The following is a 14,980-nucleotide window of genomic DNA, read 5'->3' on the forward strand; positions in this document are numbered from 1 at the left end:
GCATTTTTCTGGATTAGAGTGGCATGAGCGAAAGCGTCGATAGCGTAGAACTGTTCACCGACGGCGCCTGCAAGGGCAACCCCGGCCCGGGTGGCTGGGGCGCCTTGCTGGTATGCAAGGGTGTCGAAAAGGAACTGTGGGGCGGCGAAGCCAATACCACCAATAACCGCATGGAACTGCTCGGCGCCATCCGTGGCCTCGAAGCCTTGAAGCGTCCGTGCGAAGTGCTGCTGGTGACCGACTCGCAATACGTGATGAAGGGCATCAACGAGTGGATGGCCAACTGGAAAAAACGCGGCTGGAAAACCGCAGCCAAGGAGCCAGTGAAAAACGCAGACCTGTGGAAAGAGCTGGACGAGCAGGTCAATCGGCACAAGGTCACCTGGAAGTGGGTGCGCGGGCACATCGGTCATCACGGCAACGAGCGGGCTGACCAGTTGGCTAACCGGGGTGTTGACGAAGTTCGCGGGTACAAGCAGAGCTGATTTTCTCCGTTGCACCTTGGTGCCCCCAATCGCGAGCAGGCTCACTCCTGCAATTGGAATGCATTCCCCTGTAGGAGTGAGCCTGCTCGCGATGAACGATGACGCGCTAAGTCAGAAACACGCGTGTTAACATCGCCGCTTTTGCACGATTGACCCCGTTGAGAACTGAACACTGATGGCCACCAGATCCGTTGTACTCGATACCGAAACCACCGGCATGCCGGTGACCGATGGTCACCGGATCATTGAAATCGGCTGTGTCGAACTGATCGGTCGGCGCCTGACGGGCCGGCACTTTCACGTCTACCTGCAACCGGATCGCGAAAGTGACGAGGGCGCGATCGGCGTCCACGGCATCACCAACGAATTCCTCGTCGGCAAGCCGCGTTTCGCCGAAGTGGCCGACGAGTTCTTCGAGTTCATCAAAGGCGCGCAGCTGATCATCCATAACGCGGCGTTCGACGTTGGCTTCATCAACAACGAATTCGCCTTGATGGGGCAGCACGATCGCGCTGACATCACGCAGCACTGCAGCATCCTCGACACCCTGATGATGGCCCGGGAACGCCACCCGGGGCAGCGCAACAGCCTTGACGCCTTGTGCAAACGTTACGGCGTCGACAACTCCGGCCGTGAACTGCACGGCGCCTTGCTCGACTCGGAGATTCTCGCCGACGTCTACCTGACCATGACCGGTGGCCAGACCAGCCTGTCGCTGGCCGGTAATGCCTCCGACGGCAATGGCACGGGCGAGGGCGCGGACAACTCCGCTACCGAAATCCGCCGCTTGCCGGCCGATCGTCAGCCAGCGCGGATCATTCGTGCGACCGAAGAAGAACTGGCGGCGCATCAGGTGCGGCTGGAAATCATCGCCAAATCCGCTGGCGGCCCGGCGTTGTGGACGCAGATCGCCGAAGCGGACGCGCAGGCGTAAAACCAACTACCTCTGAGCAGATGATCTGTGGCGAGGGGGCTTGCCCCCGTTGGGCCGCAAAGCGGCCCCTGGGTTTTCCGGGCAAGATGCGCTGCTGGTCTTGCGACTGCTACGCAGCCGAACGGGGCCGCCACAAAGTTGCTCACGCGATGGGAGCAACTGGCCACCCTCGCCACTTTCGCGGCAACCCTCTACCCTGAGTGCATTGGCAGACATTCATCCGCCGCCTCAGGACACTGAGCCTCATGTACAAAGATTTGAAGTTTCCGGTGTTGATCGTCCACCGCGACATCAAGGCCGACACGGTCGCCGGTGACCGTATCCGTGGCATCGCCCGGGAGTTGGAGCAGGAAGGTTTCAATATCGTGTCGGCCATCGACTACACCGAAGGGCGGTTGGTGGCGTCGACCCATCATGGTCTGGCGTGCATGCTGATCGCTGCCGAAGACGCCAGCACCCATTCGCACCTGCTGCAGAACATGGCCGAACTGATCGGCCTGGCGCGGGTGCGGGCGCCGGATCTGCCGATCTTTGCCCTGGGCGAACAGGTCACCCTGGAAAACGCCCCGGCCGACGCCATGGCCGAGCTCAATCAGCTGCGCGGCATTCTCTACCTGTTCGAAGACACCGTGCCGTTTCTCGCACGGCAGGTGGCGCGGGCGGCGCGCAAGTATCTGGATGGTCTGCTGCCGCCGTTTTTCAAGGCGCTGGTGCAGCACACCGCCGATTCCAACTATTCCTGGCACACCCCCGGGCATGGCGGTGGCGTGGCTTATCACAAGAGCCCGGTCGGGCAGGCGTTTCACCAGTTCTTTGGCGAAAACACCCTGCGTTCGGATTTGTCGGTGTCGGTCCCGGAGCTCGGTTCGTTGCTCGATCACACCGGCCCACTGGCTGAAGCGGAAGAGCGCGCCGCGCGCAACTTCGGCGCCGATCACACCTTTTTCGTGATCAATGGCACCTCGACCGCCAACAAGATCGTCTGGCACTCGATGGTCGGCCGTGATGATCTGGTGCTGGTCGATCGCAACTGCCACAAGTCGGTGCTGCACGCGATCATCATGACCGGTGCGATCCCGCTGTATCTGTGTCCGGAGCGCAATGAGCTGGGGATCATCGGCCCGATTCCGCTGAGCGAATTCAGCCGCGAATCGATCCAGGCCAAGATCGACGCCAGCCCGCTGACCAAGGGTCGCGCGCCGAAAGTCAAACTGGCGGTGGTCACCAATTCGACCTACGACGGCTTGTGCTACAACGCCGAACTGATCAAGCAGAGTCTGGGCAACAGCGTCGAAGTGCTGCATTTCGATGAGGCGTGGTACGCCTATGCGGCGTTTCACGAGTTCTTCGCCGGGCGCTATGGCATGGCCACTTCGCGCACCGCAGACAGCCCATTGGTGTTCACCACCCATTCCACCCACAAGCTGCTCGCTGCGTTCAGCCAGGCCTCGATGATTCATGTGCAGGACGGCGGCGCGCGGCAACTGGACCGTGACCGGTTCAACGAAGCGTTCATGATGCACATCTCGACCTCGCCGCAATACAGCATCATCGCCTCGCTGGACGTGGCCTCGGCGATGATGGAGGGCCCGGCCGGCCGTTCGCTGTTGCAGGAAACCTTCGACGAAGCCCTGAGTTTTCGGCGTGCGCTGGCCAATCTGCGTCAGCACATCGCTGCGGATGACTGGTGGTTCTCGATCTGGCAACCACCCGGTGTCGAGGGTATCGACCGGGTGCAGACCGAAGACTGGCTGTTGCAGCCGGACGCTGACTGGCATGGCTTCGGCGAGGTCAGCGACGACTATGTGCTGCTCGATCCGATCAAAGTGACCCTGGTGATGCCCGGTTTGAATGCCGGTGGCGCGCTGAGCGAGAGGGGCATTCCGGCGGCGGTGGTCAGCAAGTTCCTCTGGGAGCGCGGGCTGGTGGTGGAGAAGACCGGGCTGTATTCGTTTTTGGTGCTGTTCTCGATGGGCATCACCAAGGGCAAATGGAGCACGCTGCTCACCGAGTTGCTCGAGTTCAAGCGCAGTTACGACGCCAACGTCAGTCTGGCGAACTGCCTGCCCTGTGTCGCACAGCAAGACACCGCGCGCTATCGCGGCATGGGCCTGCGTGACTTGTGTGATCAACTGCACGCCTGTTACCGCAGCAACGCCACCGCCAAACACCTCAAACGCATGTACACGGTGCTGCCGGAAATCGCCATGAAACCGGCCCATGCCTACGATCATCTGGTGCGCGGCGAAGTCGAGGCGGTGCCGATCGATGAGCTGGAGGGGCGGATCGCGGCGGTGATGCTGGTGCCGTATCCACCGGGCATTCCGTTGATCATGCCGGGGGAGCGCTTTACCGAGGCAACCCGCTCGATCATCGACTACCTGAAGTTTGCCCGCACGTTCGATAGCAGCTTCCCCGGTTTTGTCGCTGATGTGCATGGACTGCAACATGAAGACGAAGGCAATGGGCGGCAGTACACCGTCGATTGCGTCACGGAATGAGGACTTTTCCGAGTATGCAACCGGTCATGAATCCGAAATACCCAGGGCTGTCGGTGCGCGTGGCCGACGATGGTTTTGCGGCCTACATATGGGGCAGCGACTTCAGTTTCGAAGTGGCTGCGTATGGCGCAGCGGTGATCGGCGAGCCGGTGGCGCAGTGGGCGGTGACACCGATCGTGCCGTACCGCAAATGCTATGGCATCGATCCCGAGGAGTTCAGCAGCTACCGCGATGCCGCCGACAGTGCGATTTTCATGGCTTATCTGGACGATGAGCCGGTCGGTCATCTGGTGATCAGCACCAACTGGAACGGTTTCGCACACATCGACGAACTGGCGGTGCATGCGCCGGCGCGCCGGCATGGCGTGGCGAAGGCGTTGCTGGATGTGGCGCAGTTCTGGAGTCGCAAGAAAAAGCTGCCGGGGATCATGCTCGAAACCCAGAACAACAACCTCGGTGCCTGTCGCCTGTATGAGCGCTGCGGCTACGAGATTGGTGGCGTCGACCATCTGCGTTATCGCGGCATTGACCCGAACACCGCCGAAATCGCGTTGTTCTGGTATCGACTGTTCGATAATCCGCTGGAAAACCCGCTCAGCTCGCCAGCATCGCCTCGGCTTGTTCCGTGATGATCGTCAGCAGGGTCTGAATCGCCGCCGGTGTGGCGCTGTGTTGGTAGGTCAGTGCATACAGGCTGATTGGCACCGCCGGTGACAACGGGCAGACATCCAGGCCACCCGCCCGCGCGCCGAGGGCGGTGAACGGGTCGACGATGGCCAGCCCTTCGCCGGCCTCGACCATGCTGCGCATCATCTGATGGGTTTGCACCCGGGTCTGGATGCTCGGCGCCGGGCGCAGGGCCTGGAGCTTGTTGTCCAGTGCCGGACTCAGTGGGTCCTGACCTTCGAGACCGACCATCGCCTGGCCGGCCAGGTCCTGCAGGGAAATGTATTTCTGCTTGGGTTGCAGCCAGCCGTGGGGGGCGAGCAGTTGCAACTTGCCATGGGCCAGTGGCTGAGCATGGATGTCGGGGTGTTCGGGGTCGTGCAGGCTCAGGCCCAGATCGCTTTCGCGCAGCAGCAGGCTGCGCACGATGTCGTCAGTGGCAGCGTTGAGCAGACGGCAAGGTGCATCCGGCAAACGCCGACGCAGCAGCGCGATGCTTTGTGGCAACAGCTGTTGCGCCAGCGGCGGCGTGCCGATGATGCGCAGGGGCGGGGCGAGGTATTGCTTGAGGCTGCTGGCCAGACGCTGCACAGGTTCGAGCGCCTCATAGACATGAGCGATCTCGACTTGCAGCGCTCGCGCCTCAGGCGTTGATTGCAGCCGGCCGCGTACGCTGGCGAACAACATGAACCCCAACTGACTCTCGGCTTCGCGCAATCGCTCCTCGACCTCGGTCACCGGGAGCTGCAGCCATTCGGCGGCGGTGCCCAGGTGACCGGTCTGCAAGAGCGCCTGAATCACTTCGATATGACGTAAACGCATGCGTGAAGTCCATGTTCAGCAGGTGGGTCAGTGGCTGAATCCTACCCCAAGTCTGCGCACATGACTTCTGCTCATAACGCGCGGTTATGAAGCAACGGTTGGCTCAGGTTCGCGCGTCAGGGTGATGCCTGACTGAACCAGTTCGAACGTTTGCTCATCGATCTTTCTGATGCGATCGCCGATGGCCAGTTTGTAAACGGGCTCCGAGCCAGTGAGACCGTCTGCCGACGGGGTGGATTCCTGGAACTCATGCACGGAATAAACGCGGCCTTCCGCATCTCTTGCATGGAACTGACCGACGAGTACTGCTGCCATCTGCTTAGAACCTCTGGAGATAAAACGCTTGATTTGCGGCTTGGTAGACCGTCATCAAGCCCTGTAAGTTTTCCTACAGGAAAAAAATAATCAGCATGGAGGAATTTCCCTCGCTCACTGGTGAAACCGTCATCGAATCATCTATAACTACTGGCTCTTCCCACGGACAGTCGAGAGTCTTCCATGAGCAATGTCTACAACGTCGCTGTAGTCGTCGGCAGCCTGCGCAAAGCATCGATCAACCGCAAGGTCGCACTGGCGCTGGCCGAGCTGGCGCCGGCGAACCTCAAACTGAAGATTGTCGAAATTGGCGATCTGCCACTTTATAACGAAGACATCGACGGCGATTCACCGCCGGCAGCCTACAGCACTTTCCGCCAGGAAGTAGGCTCTTCCGACGCGGTGCTGTTTGTCACCCCTGAATATAACCGCTCGGTGCCGGCGCCATTGAAGAATGCGATTGACGTGGGATCGCGGCCATATGGCAAGAGCGTCTGGGGTGGCAAACCGGGGGCGGTGATCAGCGTGTCGCCGGGGGCGATTGGCGGCTTTGGTGCCAACCAGCACCTGCGTCAATCCTTCGTGTTCCTCAACGTGCCATGCATGCAGCAGCCGGAAGCGTACCTGGGCGGCGCGGGTTCGGCGTTTGACGAGGCGGGCAAATTGAGCGAGTCGGTCAAGCCGTTCCTGCAGAACTTCATCAATGCGTATGGGCAGTTCGTAGAGCAACACAAAAAATAATCTGGTCAGAGCAGCGGTAAAACAGAGATCCTGTGGGAGCGGGCTTGCTCGCGAAGGCGGTGTGTCAGATGACAACGTTGTGTCTGACACACCGCCTTCGCGAGCAAGCCCGCTCCCACATGGGGATCTCCACTCATTTGAAATTTGAAGGCTGTTGCGAATGCTCGCTGCGTCACTGATTTTCCTGCTGACCATTACCCTTGTCATCTGGCAACCCAAAGGCCTCGGCGTCGGCTGGAGTGCGACGCTTGGCGCCGTGCTGGCGCTGATCTTCGGCGTTGTGCACCTCAGCGATATCCCGCTGGTCTGGCAGATCATCTGGAACGCCACCGGCACTTTCGTCGCACTGATCATCATCAGCTTGCTGCTTGACGAAGCCGGGTTCTTCAATTGGGCCGCGTTGCACGTGGCACGTTGGGGGCGGGGCAGTGGGCGCAAGCTGTTTGCCTTCATGGTGCTGCTCGGCGCGCTGGTGTCGGCGTTGTTCGCCAACGACGGCGCAGCGCTGATCCTTACGCCGATCGTGATTTCGATGTTGCTGGCTCTACGCTTTTCCCCGGCGGCGACCTTGGCCTTTGTCATGGGCGCGGGTTTCATTGCCGACACCGCGAGCCTGCCGCTGGTGGTGTCGAACCTGGTCAATATCGTCTCCGCGGACTTCTTTCACATCGGTTTCAACCGCTATGCAGCGGTGATGGTGCCGGTCAACTTCGTCAGCGTGGCCGCGACGCTGGGCATGCTGTTGTGGTTTTTCCGCCGCGACATTCCATCGGCGTACGACCCTGAACAACTCGAACATCCCGAAACCGCGATCCACGACAAAGCCACGTTCTACGCCGGTTGGGCGGTGCTGGTGATTCTGCTGATCGGTTGCTTTGCGCTGGAGCCGCTGGGCATTCCGATCAGTGCGATTTCCGCCGTGTGCGCCGCGCTGTTGCTGGGCATCGCCGCCCGTGGCCACAAGATTTCCACGCGCAAGGTGCTGAAAGAGGCGCCGTGGCAGATCGTGATTTTCTCGCTGGGCATGTACTTGGTGGTCTATGGCCTGCGCAATGCCGGGTTGACCGGGTATCTGGCCGGTTGGCTGGATGTGTTCGCAGGTCACGGCGTGTGGGGCGCGGCAATGGGCACGGGCGTGCTGACTGCGTTGCTGTCGTCGGTCATGAATAATTTGCCGACGGTGTTGATTGGCTTGCTGTCGATTGATGCCAGTCAGGCCAGCGGAGTGATCAAGGAAGCGATGATTTATGCCAACGTGATTGGCAGTGACCTGGGGCCGAAGATCACACCGATTGGCAGCCTGGCCACGTTGTTGTGGCTGCATGTGCTGGAACGCAAGGGCATTCACATTGGCTGGGGGTATTACTTCAGGGTCGGGATTGTGTTGACGGTGCCGGTGTTGTTGGTGACGTTGGCGGCTTTGGCTTTGCGGCTTTCACTTTAGACCGAGTCGACCCATTCGCGAGCAGGCTCGCTCCCACAGGGGAATGTGTTACCTCTCCCATATTTGAAATGCAGTCCAAATGTGGGAGCGAGCCTGCTCGCGAAGAGGCCGGGTCAGGCACTGAAAATTTCAGGCCTGGCCGGGCACATTTGGCCAAAGATCCGAGACCAGAAACAACCGCTCAGCCTCTTCCCATTCCCCTTGCGCATTCTCGATCAGGCGCACCATCAGTTGTGCCGGGGCCAGCGGCTCGAGGGCTTCCAGCCACATTCGTAAATGCTCCAAAGTCCAGGTCTGATCAGCCGAGTAATGCGCTGGCGCCAGCCAGGCATGCCGGGGCAGGGGTTGCCAGCGTCCGGCCGGACGTTGCGCGACAAACGCCGGCCAATCCTTCTGATGCAACCAGCTCCCGCGTAAATGCTGCGGATGCGCGCCTTTCGGTGGTTCGGCCTGGCCGGGCCACGGATACAGCAGATACCCGCCCAGCCACAACTGCGCACTGAACACTTCGATATCCAGTGTGGCCAAGGCCGCGCGGCTTTCCGGACGCGCCGAAATCGGCAATTGGTGTTCGGCCAGGTGCGCCAGTTTACGGTCCAGTCGATCGTGACAGCCCGGGCCCAGCCACTGCGCCGTATCATGCCCATCGCCATGCTGCGGGCCGAGGTAGAGCTTGATCGCCAGTTCCAGGTGATGCACGCCGTCGCGATCGCGCAGCAGCATGTCCAGCTCGCCGAGGGTGTGGCCTTCGCGGCGGATCGGCAGATTGGCGGCAATCAGTTCGATGCCCGGCGCATGCTCCACGGCAAACTGCCACAACCGCTCGTAATACAAGCCCAGCCGCCGGGTACGCGCCTGGGACAGCCAATGCAGCAAGCCATAACTGTCGCGATCCAGCTGCCGCAGCCAGTGCTCAAGACGCTGCGGGTCGCTCACCCAGTCGCTGCCGGCCAGCGGATGACGCTGCGGCCATGGCGTCGTCGCGAGCATCGGCGGGGCGAGAATCACCCACGCCAGATCCCGCACTTCGGGATGGCGTAATTGGTGTGGCAACTGGAGCAGGTCGGGAAACAGGATCATCTTGCGAGCATAGCCTGAAACACGAGCGCACCCCTGAGGCTGAAAGGATTTTGTCTATGGCGGGCTTTCGCCCATAATCGTGGTTTTCGCGTTTTCGATTGTCCGCAGAGGTCCCATGGAGCAATTTCGTAATATCGGCATCATCGGTCGCCTGGGCAGTTCCCAGGTGCTGGATACCGTCCGCCGACTGAAACGCTTTCTGCTCGATCGTCACCTGCACGTGATTCTCGAAGACACTATCGCCGAAGTCCTGCCGGGCCACGGCCTGCAGACCTCGTCGCGCAAGATGCTTGGCGAAGTCTGTGACATGGTCATCGTCGTCGGCGGCGACGGCAGCCTGCTCGGCGCTGCTCGCGCATTGGCCAAACACAATATTCCGGTGCTGGGGATCAACCGTGGCAGCCTCGGCTTTCTGACCGACATTCGCCCCGATGAGCTGGAAGTCGAAGTGGCCAAGGTGCTCGATGGCCATTACCTGGTGGAAAACCGCTTCTTGCTGCAAGCCGAGGTTCGCCGGCATGCCGAGGCCATCGGCCAGGGCGATGCGCTGAACGACGTGGTGCTGCACCCGGGCAAATCGACGCGGATGATCGAATTCGAGCTGTACATCGACGGTCAGTTCGTCTGCAGCCAGAAGGCCGACGGCCTGATCGTCGCCACCCCGACCGGTTCCACCGCTTACGCGCTGTCCGCCGGCGGGCCGATCATGCACCCCAAGCTCGATGCCATTGTGATTGTGCCGATGTACCCCCATATGTTGTCGAGCCGGCCAATTGTGGTCGATGGCAACAGTGAGCTGAAAATCGTCGTGTCGAAAAACATGCAGATTTACCCGCAAGTCTCCTGCGACGGGCAGAACCACTTCACCTGCGCGCCGGGCGACACCATCACCGTCAGCAAGAAAGCACAGAAGCTGCGACTGATTCACCCGCTCGACCACAACTACTACGAAGTCTGCCGGACCAAGCTCGGCTGGGGCAGCAAGTTGGGTGGTGGAGGCGACTGATGCTCGATCCCGCGCGCAGTTATGACTTGATTGGTGACGTGCACGGATGCGCCCTGACCCTGGAACACTTGCTTGACCGACTCGGTTATCACAAGCAGGGCGGGGTCTGGCGGCATCCCTCGCGCATGGCCGTGTTCGTCGGCGACATCATCGACCGTGGCCCGCGGATCCGCGAGGCGCTGCACATCGTCCACGACATGGTCGAGGCCGGGCAGGCGTTGTGCATCATGGGCAACCACGAATTCAACGCACTGGGCTGGAGCACGCCGGCCCCTCCGGGCAGCGGCAAGCAGTTCGTACGCGAGCACACACCGCGCCATGCGCGTCTGTTGCACGAGACCCTGACCCAGTTCGAAGGTCACTCCGGCGACTGGCACGATTTCCAGCGCTGGTTCTACGAGCTGCCGCTGTTTGTCGACGCCGGGCGGTTCCGCGTGGTGCATGCCTGCTGGGATGCCGGGCTGATCGAGCCACTGCGCGCGTTGTTCCCCGACGGCTGCATCGACGAACACTTCCTGCAGGCCTCGGCGGTCCCGGACAGCTTCGCCTGCACCGTGTTCGACCGCCTGCTGCGTGGCACCGACATGCGCCTGCCGGATGGCCTGACCATGACCAGCGGCGACGGTCTGGTGCGTTCGTTCTTTCGCACCAAGTTCTGGGAAGACGACCCGAAAACCTACGGCGACATCGTCTTCCAGCCGGATGCTCTGCCGGAGCCGGTGGCGCAAAAGCCGCTGACCTCCAGCGAAAAAAACAACCTGCTGCGCTACGGCGTCGACGAGCCTTTGCTGTTCGTCGGCCATTACTGGCGCAGCGGCAAACCGGCACCGATCCGCCCGAACCTCGCGTGTCTCGATTACAGCGCGGTGCTCTACGGCAAACTGGTGGCCTATCGTCTGGATCAGGAAACACGTCTGGATCCGCATAAATTTGTCTGGGTCGATGTCGAGCGGCCGGAGGTGCTGCAATGAGTGCGGCCTGCTCGTTCTGCTATTTCAATTCGCAACTGGCTGTCACAAGGATTCACCATGGATGACACGACGCTGGATCAACTCGAGGCCGCCTTGCGCGCCTCGCCGGGAAACGTCGCGCTGCTCACACTGGTGCTTAAGGCCTGCCTTGAGCGCGGTGACCACGAGCGCGGCCTCAAGCTGGTGCCCGCCGACCTGCACGAACTGCCGGAAGCCGAGGTACTGAAGCCGATCGCCGCCCAGCTGTACCTGACCGCCGGCCAGGCTGATAAAGCCCTTAGCCTGGCGGGCGGTGAAGGCGCGTCGCTGCAGTTACTGCGGGCACGCGCACTGGCCGACCTGGATCGCCTCAAGGAAGCGCTGGTCGAATACCGCGCGGCCATCAGTGCCAATCCGGCGCTGGAAGACATGGCGCTGTGGCGTCGCTTGAACGTGTCGGTGGTGGATTTTGCCGCTGGCGAAGGTCGCCCGAAGTTGCGCGTGATCTCCAACGATGACACCGACCAGACGGAAGTGCGCCGCCTGTTGGTGCCCGACAGCGAGACCGTGACCTTCAACGACATCGGTGGTCTGGACGATCTGAAGAAGACCATCCATAAAAAAATCATCCTGCCGTATCAGAAACCCGGGCTGTTCGAGCGCTTTCGCAAGCGCGTCGGTGGCGGTGTGCTGCTCTACGGGCCACCGGGTTGCGGCAAAACCCTGCTGGCGCGGGCGACGGCTGGCGAGTGCAAGGCGAAGTTCTTCAACGTGGCGATTTCCGATGTGCTGGACATGTATATCGGCGAATCCGAGCGCAAGCTGCATGCCCTGTTCGAGCAGGCGCGGGCGCAGGCACCGGCGGTGATGTTCTTCGATGAAGTCGAGGCGCTGGGCGGCAAACGCTCAAATACCCGTGAGTCGACGTCGTCAAAACTGGTCAGCCAGTTCCTCTCGGAAATGGACGGTTTCACCCATGACAATCACGGCGTACTGATCTTGGCCGCGACCAACGTGCCGTGGTCGGTGGATTCGGCGTTCCGTCGTCCCGGCCGCTTCGACCGCGTGCTGTTTGTGCCGCCACCGGATCGTGCCGCCCGCGAAAACATGCTGCAACTGATGGTCAAGGGCCGTCCGGTGGCGGCGGATATCGATTTCGCTTTCCTCGCCAGGCACACATCGGGCTTCTCCGGTGCCGACCTCAGTGAGCTGGTGGAAACCGCTGCCGATGAAGCCATCGAAGAATCGATTAGCGAAGGCGCCGAGCAGCCGATCTGCGACCGCCACTTCAAGCAGGCTTTGAAAGAGGTCCGCGCGACGACGCTGGAATGGCTGACCACCGCGCGTAACTACGCGCGCTATGCCAATGAAGGCAATCAGTACGATGAAGTGCTGGCCTTCCTCGACAAACATGGCAAGGGACGCTGATGGGAACCCAGAATATTTACCGCATTGAAGACGAGCCGCGTCCGGGCGGCCTGGCGCGTTTTGCCGTGTCGCCGTTCTGGCCATTGCTGGCGCTGATGATGGGCGGGCTGTGGCTGGGGTTGCCGTGGTTCGTGCTCAACTCGGTGGCGGTGGGCAGCCCGACGCGCAAGCGTGAATGGATCTGGGTTGGCGTCGGTGCCGTGGGCAGTGTGCTCATCGGTCTGGCCTTGATCAGCTTGTTGAACAACGGCTACCTGAGCACTCAGGCACAGATCCAGTACGCCTTGCTGGTGCTGGTGGTGTGGAAACTCAGCGTCGGTTATGTGCTGTACACCCTGCAGAACTCGACCATCGAGCTGTATCAATATTATGGCGGCGTGCTCAATCGCTTCGCGCCGCTGGTCGCGCTCGCTGGCGCTTTCCTGCTCAAAGGGATCGTGGTCACGCTGGTGCCGGCGACCCTTTGGTACCTGGTGGTGAGCTGATGAATACGTCCTATCTGTTGCAAGTGGCCTATCAGCGTTTGCAGTCCGGCCACAATGACGGCGCCATCGACAGCTTGCGACAGCTGCTGGCCGATGATCCGGAATGTGCCGAAGCCCACGCATTACTGGCGCTGTGTCTGCTCAACATGCGTCGCCTGCATGCCGGACGTCACGAAGTCTCGATGGCGTTGGCGATGGACCCGGCCTTGCCATTGGCGCATTACGCCGCCGCGCACATCGACATGGCTTCGCGGCAGTTCAAGACCGCCGAACAGCACTTGCTGCAACTGCTCGACATGGAGCCGACGGAGCCGCGCTACTACCGCAGCCTCGCGGATCTGTTTCAACTGACCGGGCGTCTGGCGCAGAGTCAGGCGCTGCTGGAAAAAGCGCTCGAGCTGCAACCTGACGATCCGGCCAACCTGGTGGCGATGGCTGAATATCATCAGGCCTGTGGTCATTGGCAGCAGGCGGAAAGTTTTGCCCGTCAGGCGCTGCAGGCTGATCCCGGGCATGCCGGGGCCGTGGTTGTACTCGGTCGTTTGCTGCTGCGCCAGGGCGATATCAACGGTGCGCGCGAACACGCGATCTGGGCTCTGCAGGAAAATGCCAGCAACGTCTCGGCGCTGAGCCTGCTGACCGCCGTCAAAGCGCGCAGCAATGTGTTCATGGGCTTCTGGTGGCGGTTCAACAGCTGGATGACCGAGCGCAGTGCGACTGGCGCGATCATTCTGTTGCTGGCGATGTTTGTGGTTTACCGCGTCACCGTGATCACCGTCACCGCCCAGGGCTACCCCGGGTCTGCCGAGGTGATTGACTGGGCTTGGCTGGCCTTCGCGCTGTATACCTTCACCGCGCCGCAGATTTTCCGCCGTGCGCTGGAGAAAGAGCTGACCCAAGTAAAACTTTCAAGGGAGTTCTAGGACACCGGGCATTGCGCCCGGCGCTCCGCTCGCCGACCTGATGCCCGGCAGTGCCTTGCCGCTTCAGCGCCGTTAAACTAGCGACATTCATTGGAGAGTGTTCAAACATGTCGTCTTTTGCCGAAATGATCAAAAACATCACCCCGGACATCTACGAGAGCCTGAAACTGGCGGTAGAGATCGGCAAGTGGTCCGACGGTGGCAAACTCACCGCCGAACAGCGTGAGCTGTCGCTGCAGGCGATGATCGCCTGGGAAATCCAGAACCTGCCTGAAGACCAGCGCACCGGTTACATGGGCCCGCAAGAATGTGCGTCGAAGTCGATCGAAGTGCCGAACATCCTGTTCAAGTCGGACGCTATCCATTGATCGAGATTGGCCGCGGTGCAATCAGCAAAATGTCGGCACGCCTGGACGGGCCAAACGTGCAGTACGCGTTTCGTCTGGATGACGTCGAGGTACCGGTCAACCCCATGATCGGCAGCACGGTGCGTCTGGAATACCTGGGGGCGATTCATTGCACCCATTGCGGGCGCAAGACCAAAACCAGTTTCAGCCAGGGCTACTGCTACCCGTGCATGACCAAACTGGCGCAGTGCGACATCTGCATCATGAGCCCGGAGCGCTGCCACTTCGAGGCTGGCACCTGCCGCGAGCCTGCGTGGGGCGAGAAATTCTGCATGACCGATCATGTGGTGTATCTGGCCAACTCGTCGGGGATCAAGGTCGGTATCACTCGTGCGACGCAACTGCCGACCCGCTGGCTCGATCAGGGCGCGAGCCAGGCATTGCCGATCATGCGTGTGGCGACGCGCCAGCAGTCGGGCTTCGTCGAAGACCTGTTTCGCAGCCAAGTGGCAGACAAGACCAACTGGCGCGCGCTGCTCAAGGGCGACGCGGCGGCGGTGGATCTGGCCCAGGTGCGTGATCAGCTGTTCGACAGCTGCGCCGAAGGCCTGTTGGGTCTGCAACAGCGATTCGGCCTACAGGCAATTCAGACAATTACCGATGTAGAACCTCTCGAAATCCGCTATCCGGTCGAGCAATACCCGGCCAAAATCGTCAGCTTCAACCTGGACAAGAACCCGATTGCCGAAGGCACGCTGCTGGGGATCAAGGGCCAGTACCTGATCTTCGACACCGGCGTGATCAACATTCGTAAATACACGGCCTATCAGCTCGCCGTGCATCAATAAGGATT

At 61.0% G+C, this 14,980-nt stretch carries 16 protein-coding genes; 13 read left to right on the plus strand and 3 right to left on the minus strand.

Features of this window, described 5'->3' with window-relative positions:
- Nucleotides 1-23: 23 nt before the first annotated feature.
- The 4 genes from rnhA (at nt 24) to PseAD21_RS19350 (ending at nt 4,549) form a co-directional block, all read left to right on the plus strand.
- On the plus strand, nt 24-485 hold the full coding sequence (gene rnhA / locus PseAD21_RS19335) for a ribonuclease HI (protein ID WP_003224162.1): 462 nt from the start codon (nt 24-26) through the stop codon (nt 483-485).
- A gap of 175 nt (nt 486-660) precedes the next feature.
- Nucleotides 661-1,419, plus strand: a complete 759-nt coding sequence (dnaQ, locus tag PseAD21_RS19340; protein ID WP_102357114.1) for a DNA polymerase III subunit epsilon — start codon at nt 661-663, stop codon at nt 1,417-1,419.
- 245 nt (nt 1,420-1,664) lie between these two features.
- Nucleotides 1,665-3,920: an Orn/Lys/Arg decarboxylase N-terminal domain-containing protein gene (locus PseAD21_RS19345; RefSeq protein ID WP_102357116.1), complete on the plus strand. Its 2,256-nt coding sequence runs from the start codon at nt 1,665-1,667 to the stop codon at nt 3,918-3,920.
- Nucleotides 3,921-3,934: 14 nt separating this feature from the next.
- A complete protein-coding gene (locus PseAD21_RS19350; protein ID WP_102357117.1) occupies nt 3,935-4,549 on the plus strand; it encodes a GNAT family N-acetyltransferase in 615 nt (204 codons plus the stop codon).
- Here PseAD21_RS19350 and PseAD21_RS19355 read toward each other — a convergent pair.
- Together PseAD21_RS19355 and PseAD21_RS19360 are read right to left on the minus strand one after the other, a co-directional pair.
- Nucleotides 4,515-5,408 (minus strand): LysR substrate-binding domain-containing protein, encoded by an 894-nt coding sequence (locus tag PseAD21_RS19355; RefSeq protein ID WP_102357119.1) that lies wholly within the window; start codon nt 5,406-5,408, stop codon nt 4,515-4,517. The genes PseAD21_RS19350 and PseAD21_RS19355 overlap by 35 nt on opposite strands.
- 84 nt (nt 5,409-5,492) lie before the next feature.
- Nucleotides 5,493-5,723, minus strand: a complete 231-nt coding sequence (locus PseAD21_RS19360; RefSeq protein ID WP_102357120.1) for a hypothetical protein — start codon at nt 5,721-5,723, stop codon at nt 5,493-5,495.
- A gap of 183 nt (nt 5,724-5,906) precedes the next feature.
- Here PseAD21_RS19360 and PseAD21_RS19365 point away from each other — a divergent pair, with 183 nt between their 5' ends.
- Together PseAD21_RS19365 and PseAD21_RS19370 are read left to right on the plus strand one after the other, a co-directional pair.
- Nucleotides 5,907-6,464 carry an NADPH-dependent FMN reductase gene (locus PseAD21_RS19365; RefSeq protein ID WP_102357122.1) on the plus strand — a complete coding sequence of 186 codons (558 nt, stop codon included), beginning with the start codon at nt 5,907-5,909 and terminating at the stop codon, nt 6,462-6,464.
- 160 nt (nt 6,465-6,624) lie between these two features.
- Nucleotides 6,625-7,908, plus strand: a complete 1,284-nt coding sequence (locus PseAD21_RS19370; protein ID WP_102357124.1) for an arsenic transporter — start codon at nt 6,625-6,627, stop codon at nt 7,906-7,908.
- A 129-nt stretch (nt 7,909-8,037) separates the two neighbouring features.
- Here the strand turns inward: PseAD21_RS19370 and PseAD21_RS19375 are convergent, their stop codons facing one another.
- Entirely contained in the window at nt 8,038-8,988 is a 951-nt protein-coding gene (locus PseAD21_RS19375) for a DUF1853 family protein (protein WP_102357125.1), read from the minus strand.
- 115 nt (nt 8,989-9,103) lie between these two features.
- Here PseAD21_RS19375 and PseAD21_RS19380 point away from each other — a divergent pair, with 115 nt between their 5' ends.
- The 7 genes from PseAD21_RS19380 to PseAD21_RS19410 all read left to right on the plus strand — a co-directional run bounded on the left by PseAD21_RS19380 (nt 9,104) and on the right by PseAD21_RS19410 (nt 14,975).
- A complete protein-coding gene (locus tag PseAD21_RS19380; RefSeq protein ID WP_003224174.1) occupies nt 9,104-9,994 on the plus strand; it encodes an NAD(+) kinase in 891 nt (296 codons plus the stop codon).
- Nucleotides 9,991-10,965, plus strand: a complete 975-nt coding sequence (locus tag PseAD21_RS19385; protein WP_371859072.1) for a metallophosphoesterase — start codon at nt 9,991-9,993, stop codon at nt 10,963-10,965. Before PseAD21_RS19380 ends, PseAD21_RS19385 begins: the two co-directional genes overlap by 4 nt.
- A 57-nt stretch (nt 10,966-11,022) precedes the next feature.
- Nucleotides 11,023-12,372, plus strand: a complete 1,350-nt coding sequence (locus tag PseAD21_RS19390) for an ATP-binding protein (protein ID WP_102357128.1) — start codon at nt 11,023-11,025, stop codon at nt 12,370-12,372.
- Nucleotides 12,372-12,857 carry a hypothetical protein gene (locus PseAD21_RS19395; RefSeq protein WP_008079608.1) on the plus strand — a complete coding sequence of 162 codons (486 nt, stop codon included), beginning with the start codon at nt 12,372-12,374 and terminating at the stop codon, nt 12,855-12,857. The genes PseAD21_RS19390 and PseAD21_RS19395 overlap by 1 nt, the downstream gene beginning before the upstream one ends.
- A complete protein-coding gene (locus PseAD21_RS19400; RefSeq protein WP_102357130.1) occupies nt 12,857-13,780 on the plus strand; it encodes a lipopolysaccharide assembly protein LapB in 924 nt (307 codons plus the stop codon). Before PseAD21_RS19395 ends, PseAD21_RS19400 begins: the two co-directional genes overlap by 1 nt.
- A gap of 107 nt (nt 13,781-13,887) precedes the next feature.
- Nucleotides 13,888-14,148 (plus strand): YeaC family protein, encoded by a 261-nt coding sequence (locus tag PseAD21_RS19405; RefSeq protein ID WP_008079610.1) that lies wholly within the window; start codon nt 13,888-13,890, stop codon nt 14,146-14,148.
- Nucleotides 14,145-14,975: a DUF2797 domain-containing protein gene (locus PseAD21_RS19410; RefSeq protein WP_102357131.1), complete on the plus strand. Its 831-nt coding sequence runs from the start codon at nt 14,145-14,147 to the stop codon at nt 14,973-14,975. The genes PseAD21_RS19405 and PseAD21_RS19410 overlap by 4 nt, the downstream gene beginning before the upstream one ends.
- Nucleotides 14,976-14,980 lie beyond the last annotated feature (5 nt).

Origin of the sequence: Pseudomonas sp. AD21, assembly GCF_002878485.1 — a bacterium.
Classification (GTDB): domain Bacteria; phylum Pseudomonadota; class Gammaproteobacteria; order Pseudomonadales; family Pseudomonadaceae; genus Aquipseudomonas.

What these genes read in the sequence shown, in the direction of transcription:
- dnaQ (WP_102357114.1), top strand. Translation starts at nt 661, where the DNA reads ATGGCCACCAGATCCGTTGTACTCGATACCGAAACCACCGGCATGCCG.
- PseAD21_RS19360 (WP_102357120.1), bottom strand. Translation starts at nt 5,723, where the DNA reads ATGGCAGCAGTACTCGTCGGTCAGTTCCATGCAAGAGATGCGGAAGGC.
- PseAD21_RS19370 (WP_102357124.1), top strand. Translation starts at nt 6,625, where the DNA reads ATGCTCGCTGCGTCACTGATTTTCCTGCTGACCATTACCCTTGTCATC.
- PseAD21_RS19405 (WP_008079610.1), top strand. Translation starts at nt 13,888, where the DNA reads ATGTCGTCTTTTGCCGAAATGATCAAAAACATCACCCCGGACATCTAC.
- PseAD21_RS19375 (WP_102357125.1), bottom strand. Translation starts at nt 8,988, where the DNA reads ATGATCCTGTTTCCCGACCTGCTCCAGTTGCCACACCAATTACGCCAT.
- PseAD21_RS19350 (WP_102357117.1), top strand. Translation starts at nt 3,935, where the DNA reads ATGCAACCGGTCATGAATCCGAAATACCCAGGGCTGTCGGTGCGCGTG.
- PseAD21_RS19345 (WP_102357116.1), top strand. Translation starts at nt 1,665, where the DNA reads ATGTACAAAGATTTGAAGTTTCCGGTGTTGATCGTCCACCGCGACATC.
- PseAD21_RS19400 (WP_102357130.1), top strand. Translation starts at nt 12,857, where the DNA reads ATGAATACGTCCTATCTGTTGCAAGTGGCCTATCAGCGTTTGCAGTCC.
- PseAD21_RS19390 (WP_102357128.1), top strand. Translation starts at nt 11,023, where the DNA reads ATGGATGACACGACGCTGGATCAACTCGAGGCCGCCTTGCGCGCCTCG.
- rnhA (WP_003224162.1), top strand. Translation starts at nt 24, where the DNA reads ATGAGCGAAAGCGTCGATAGCGTAGAACTGTTCACCGACGGCGCCTGC.
- PseAD21_RS19380 (WP_003224174.1), top strand. Translation starts at nt 9,104, where the DNA reads ATGGAGCAATTTCGTAATATCGGCATCATCGGTCGCCTGGGCAGTTCC.
- PseAD21_RS19395 (WP_008079608.1), top strand. Translation starts at nt 12,372, where the DNA reads ATGGGAACCCAGAATATTTACCGCATTGAAGACGAGCCGCGTCCGGGC.
- PseAD21_RS19355 (WP_102357119.1), bottom strand. Translation starts at nt 5,408, where the DNA reads ATGCGTTTACGTCATATCGAAGTGATTCAGGCGCTCTTGCAGACCGGT.
- PseAD21_RS19365 (WP_102357122.1), top strand. Translation starts at nt 5,907, where the DNA reads ATGAGCAATGTCTACAACGTCGCTGTAGTCGTCGGCAGCCTGCGCAAA.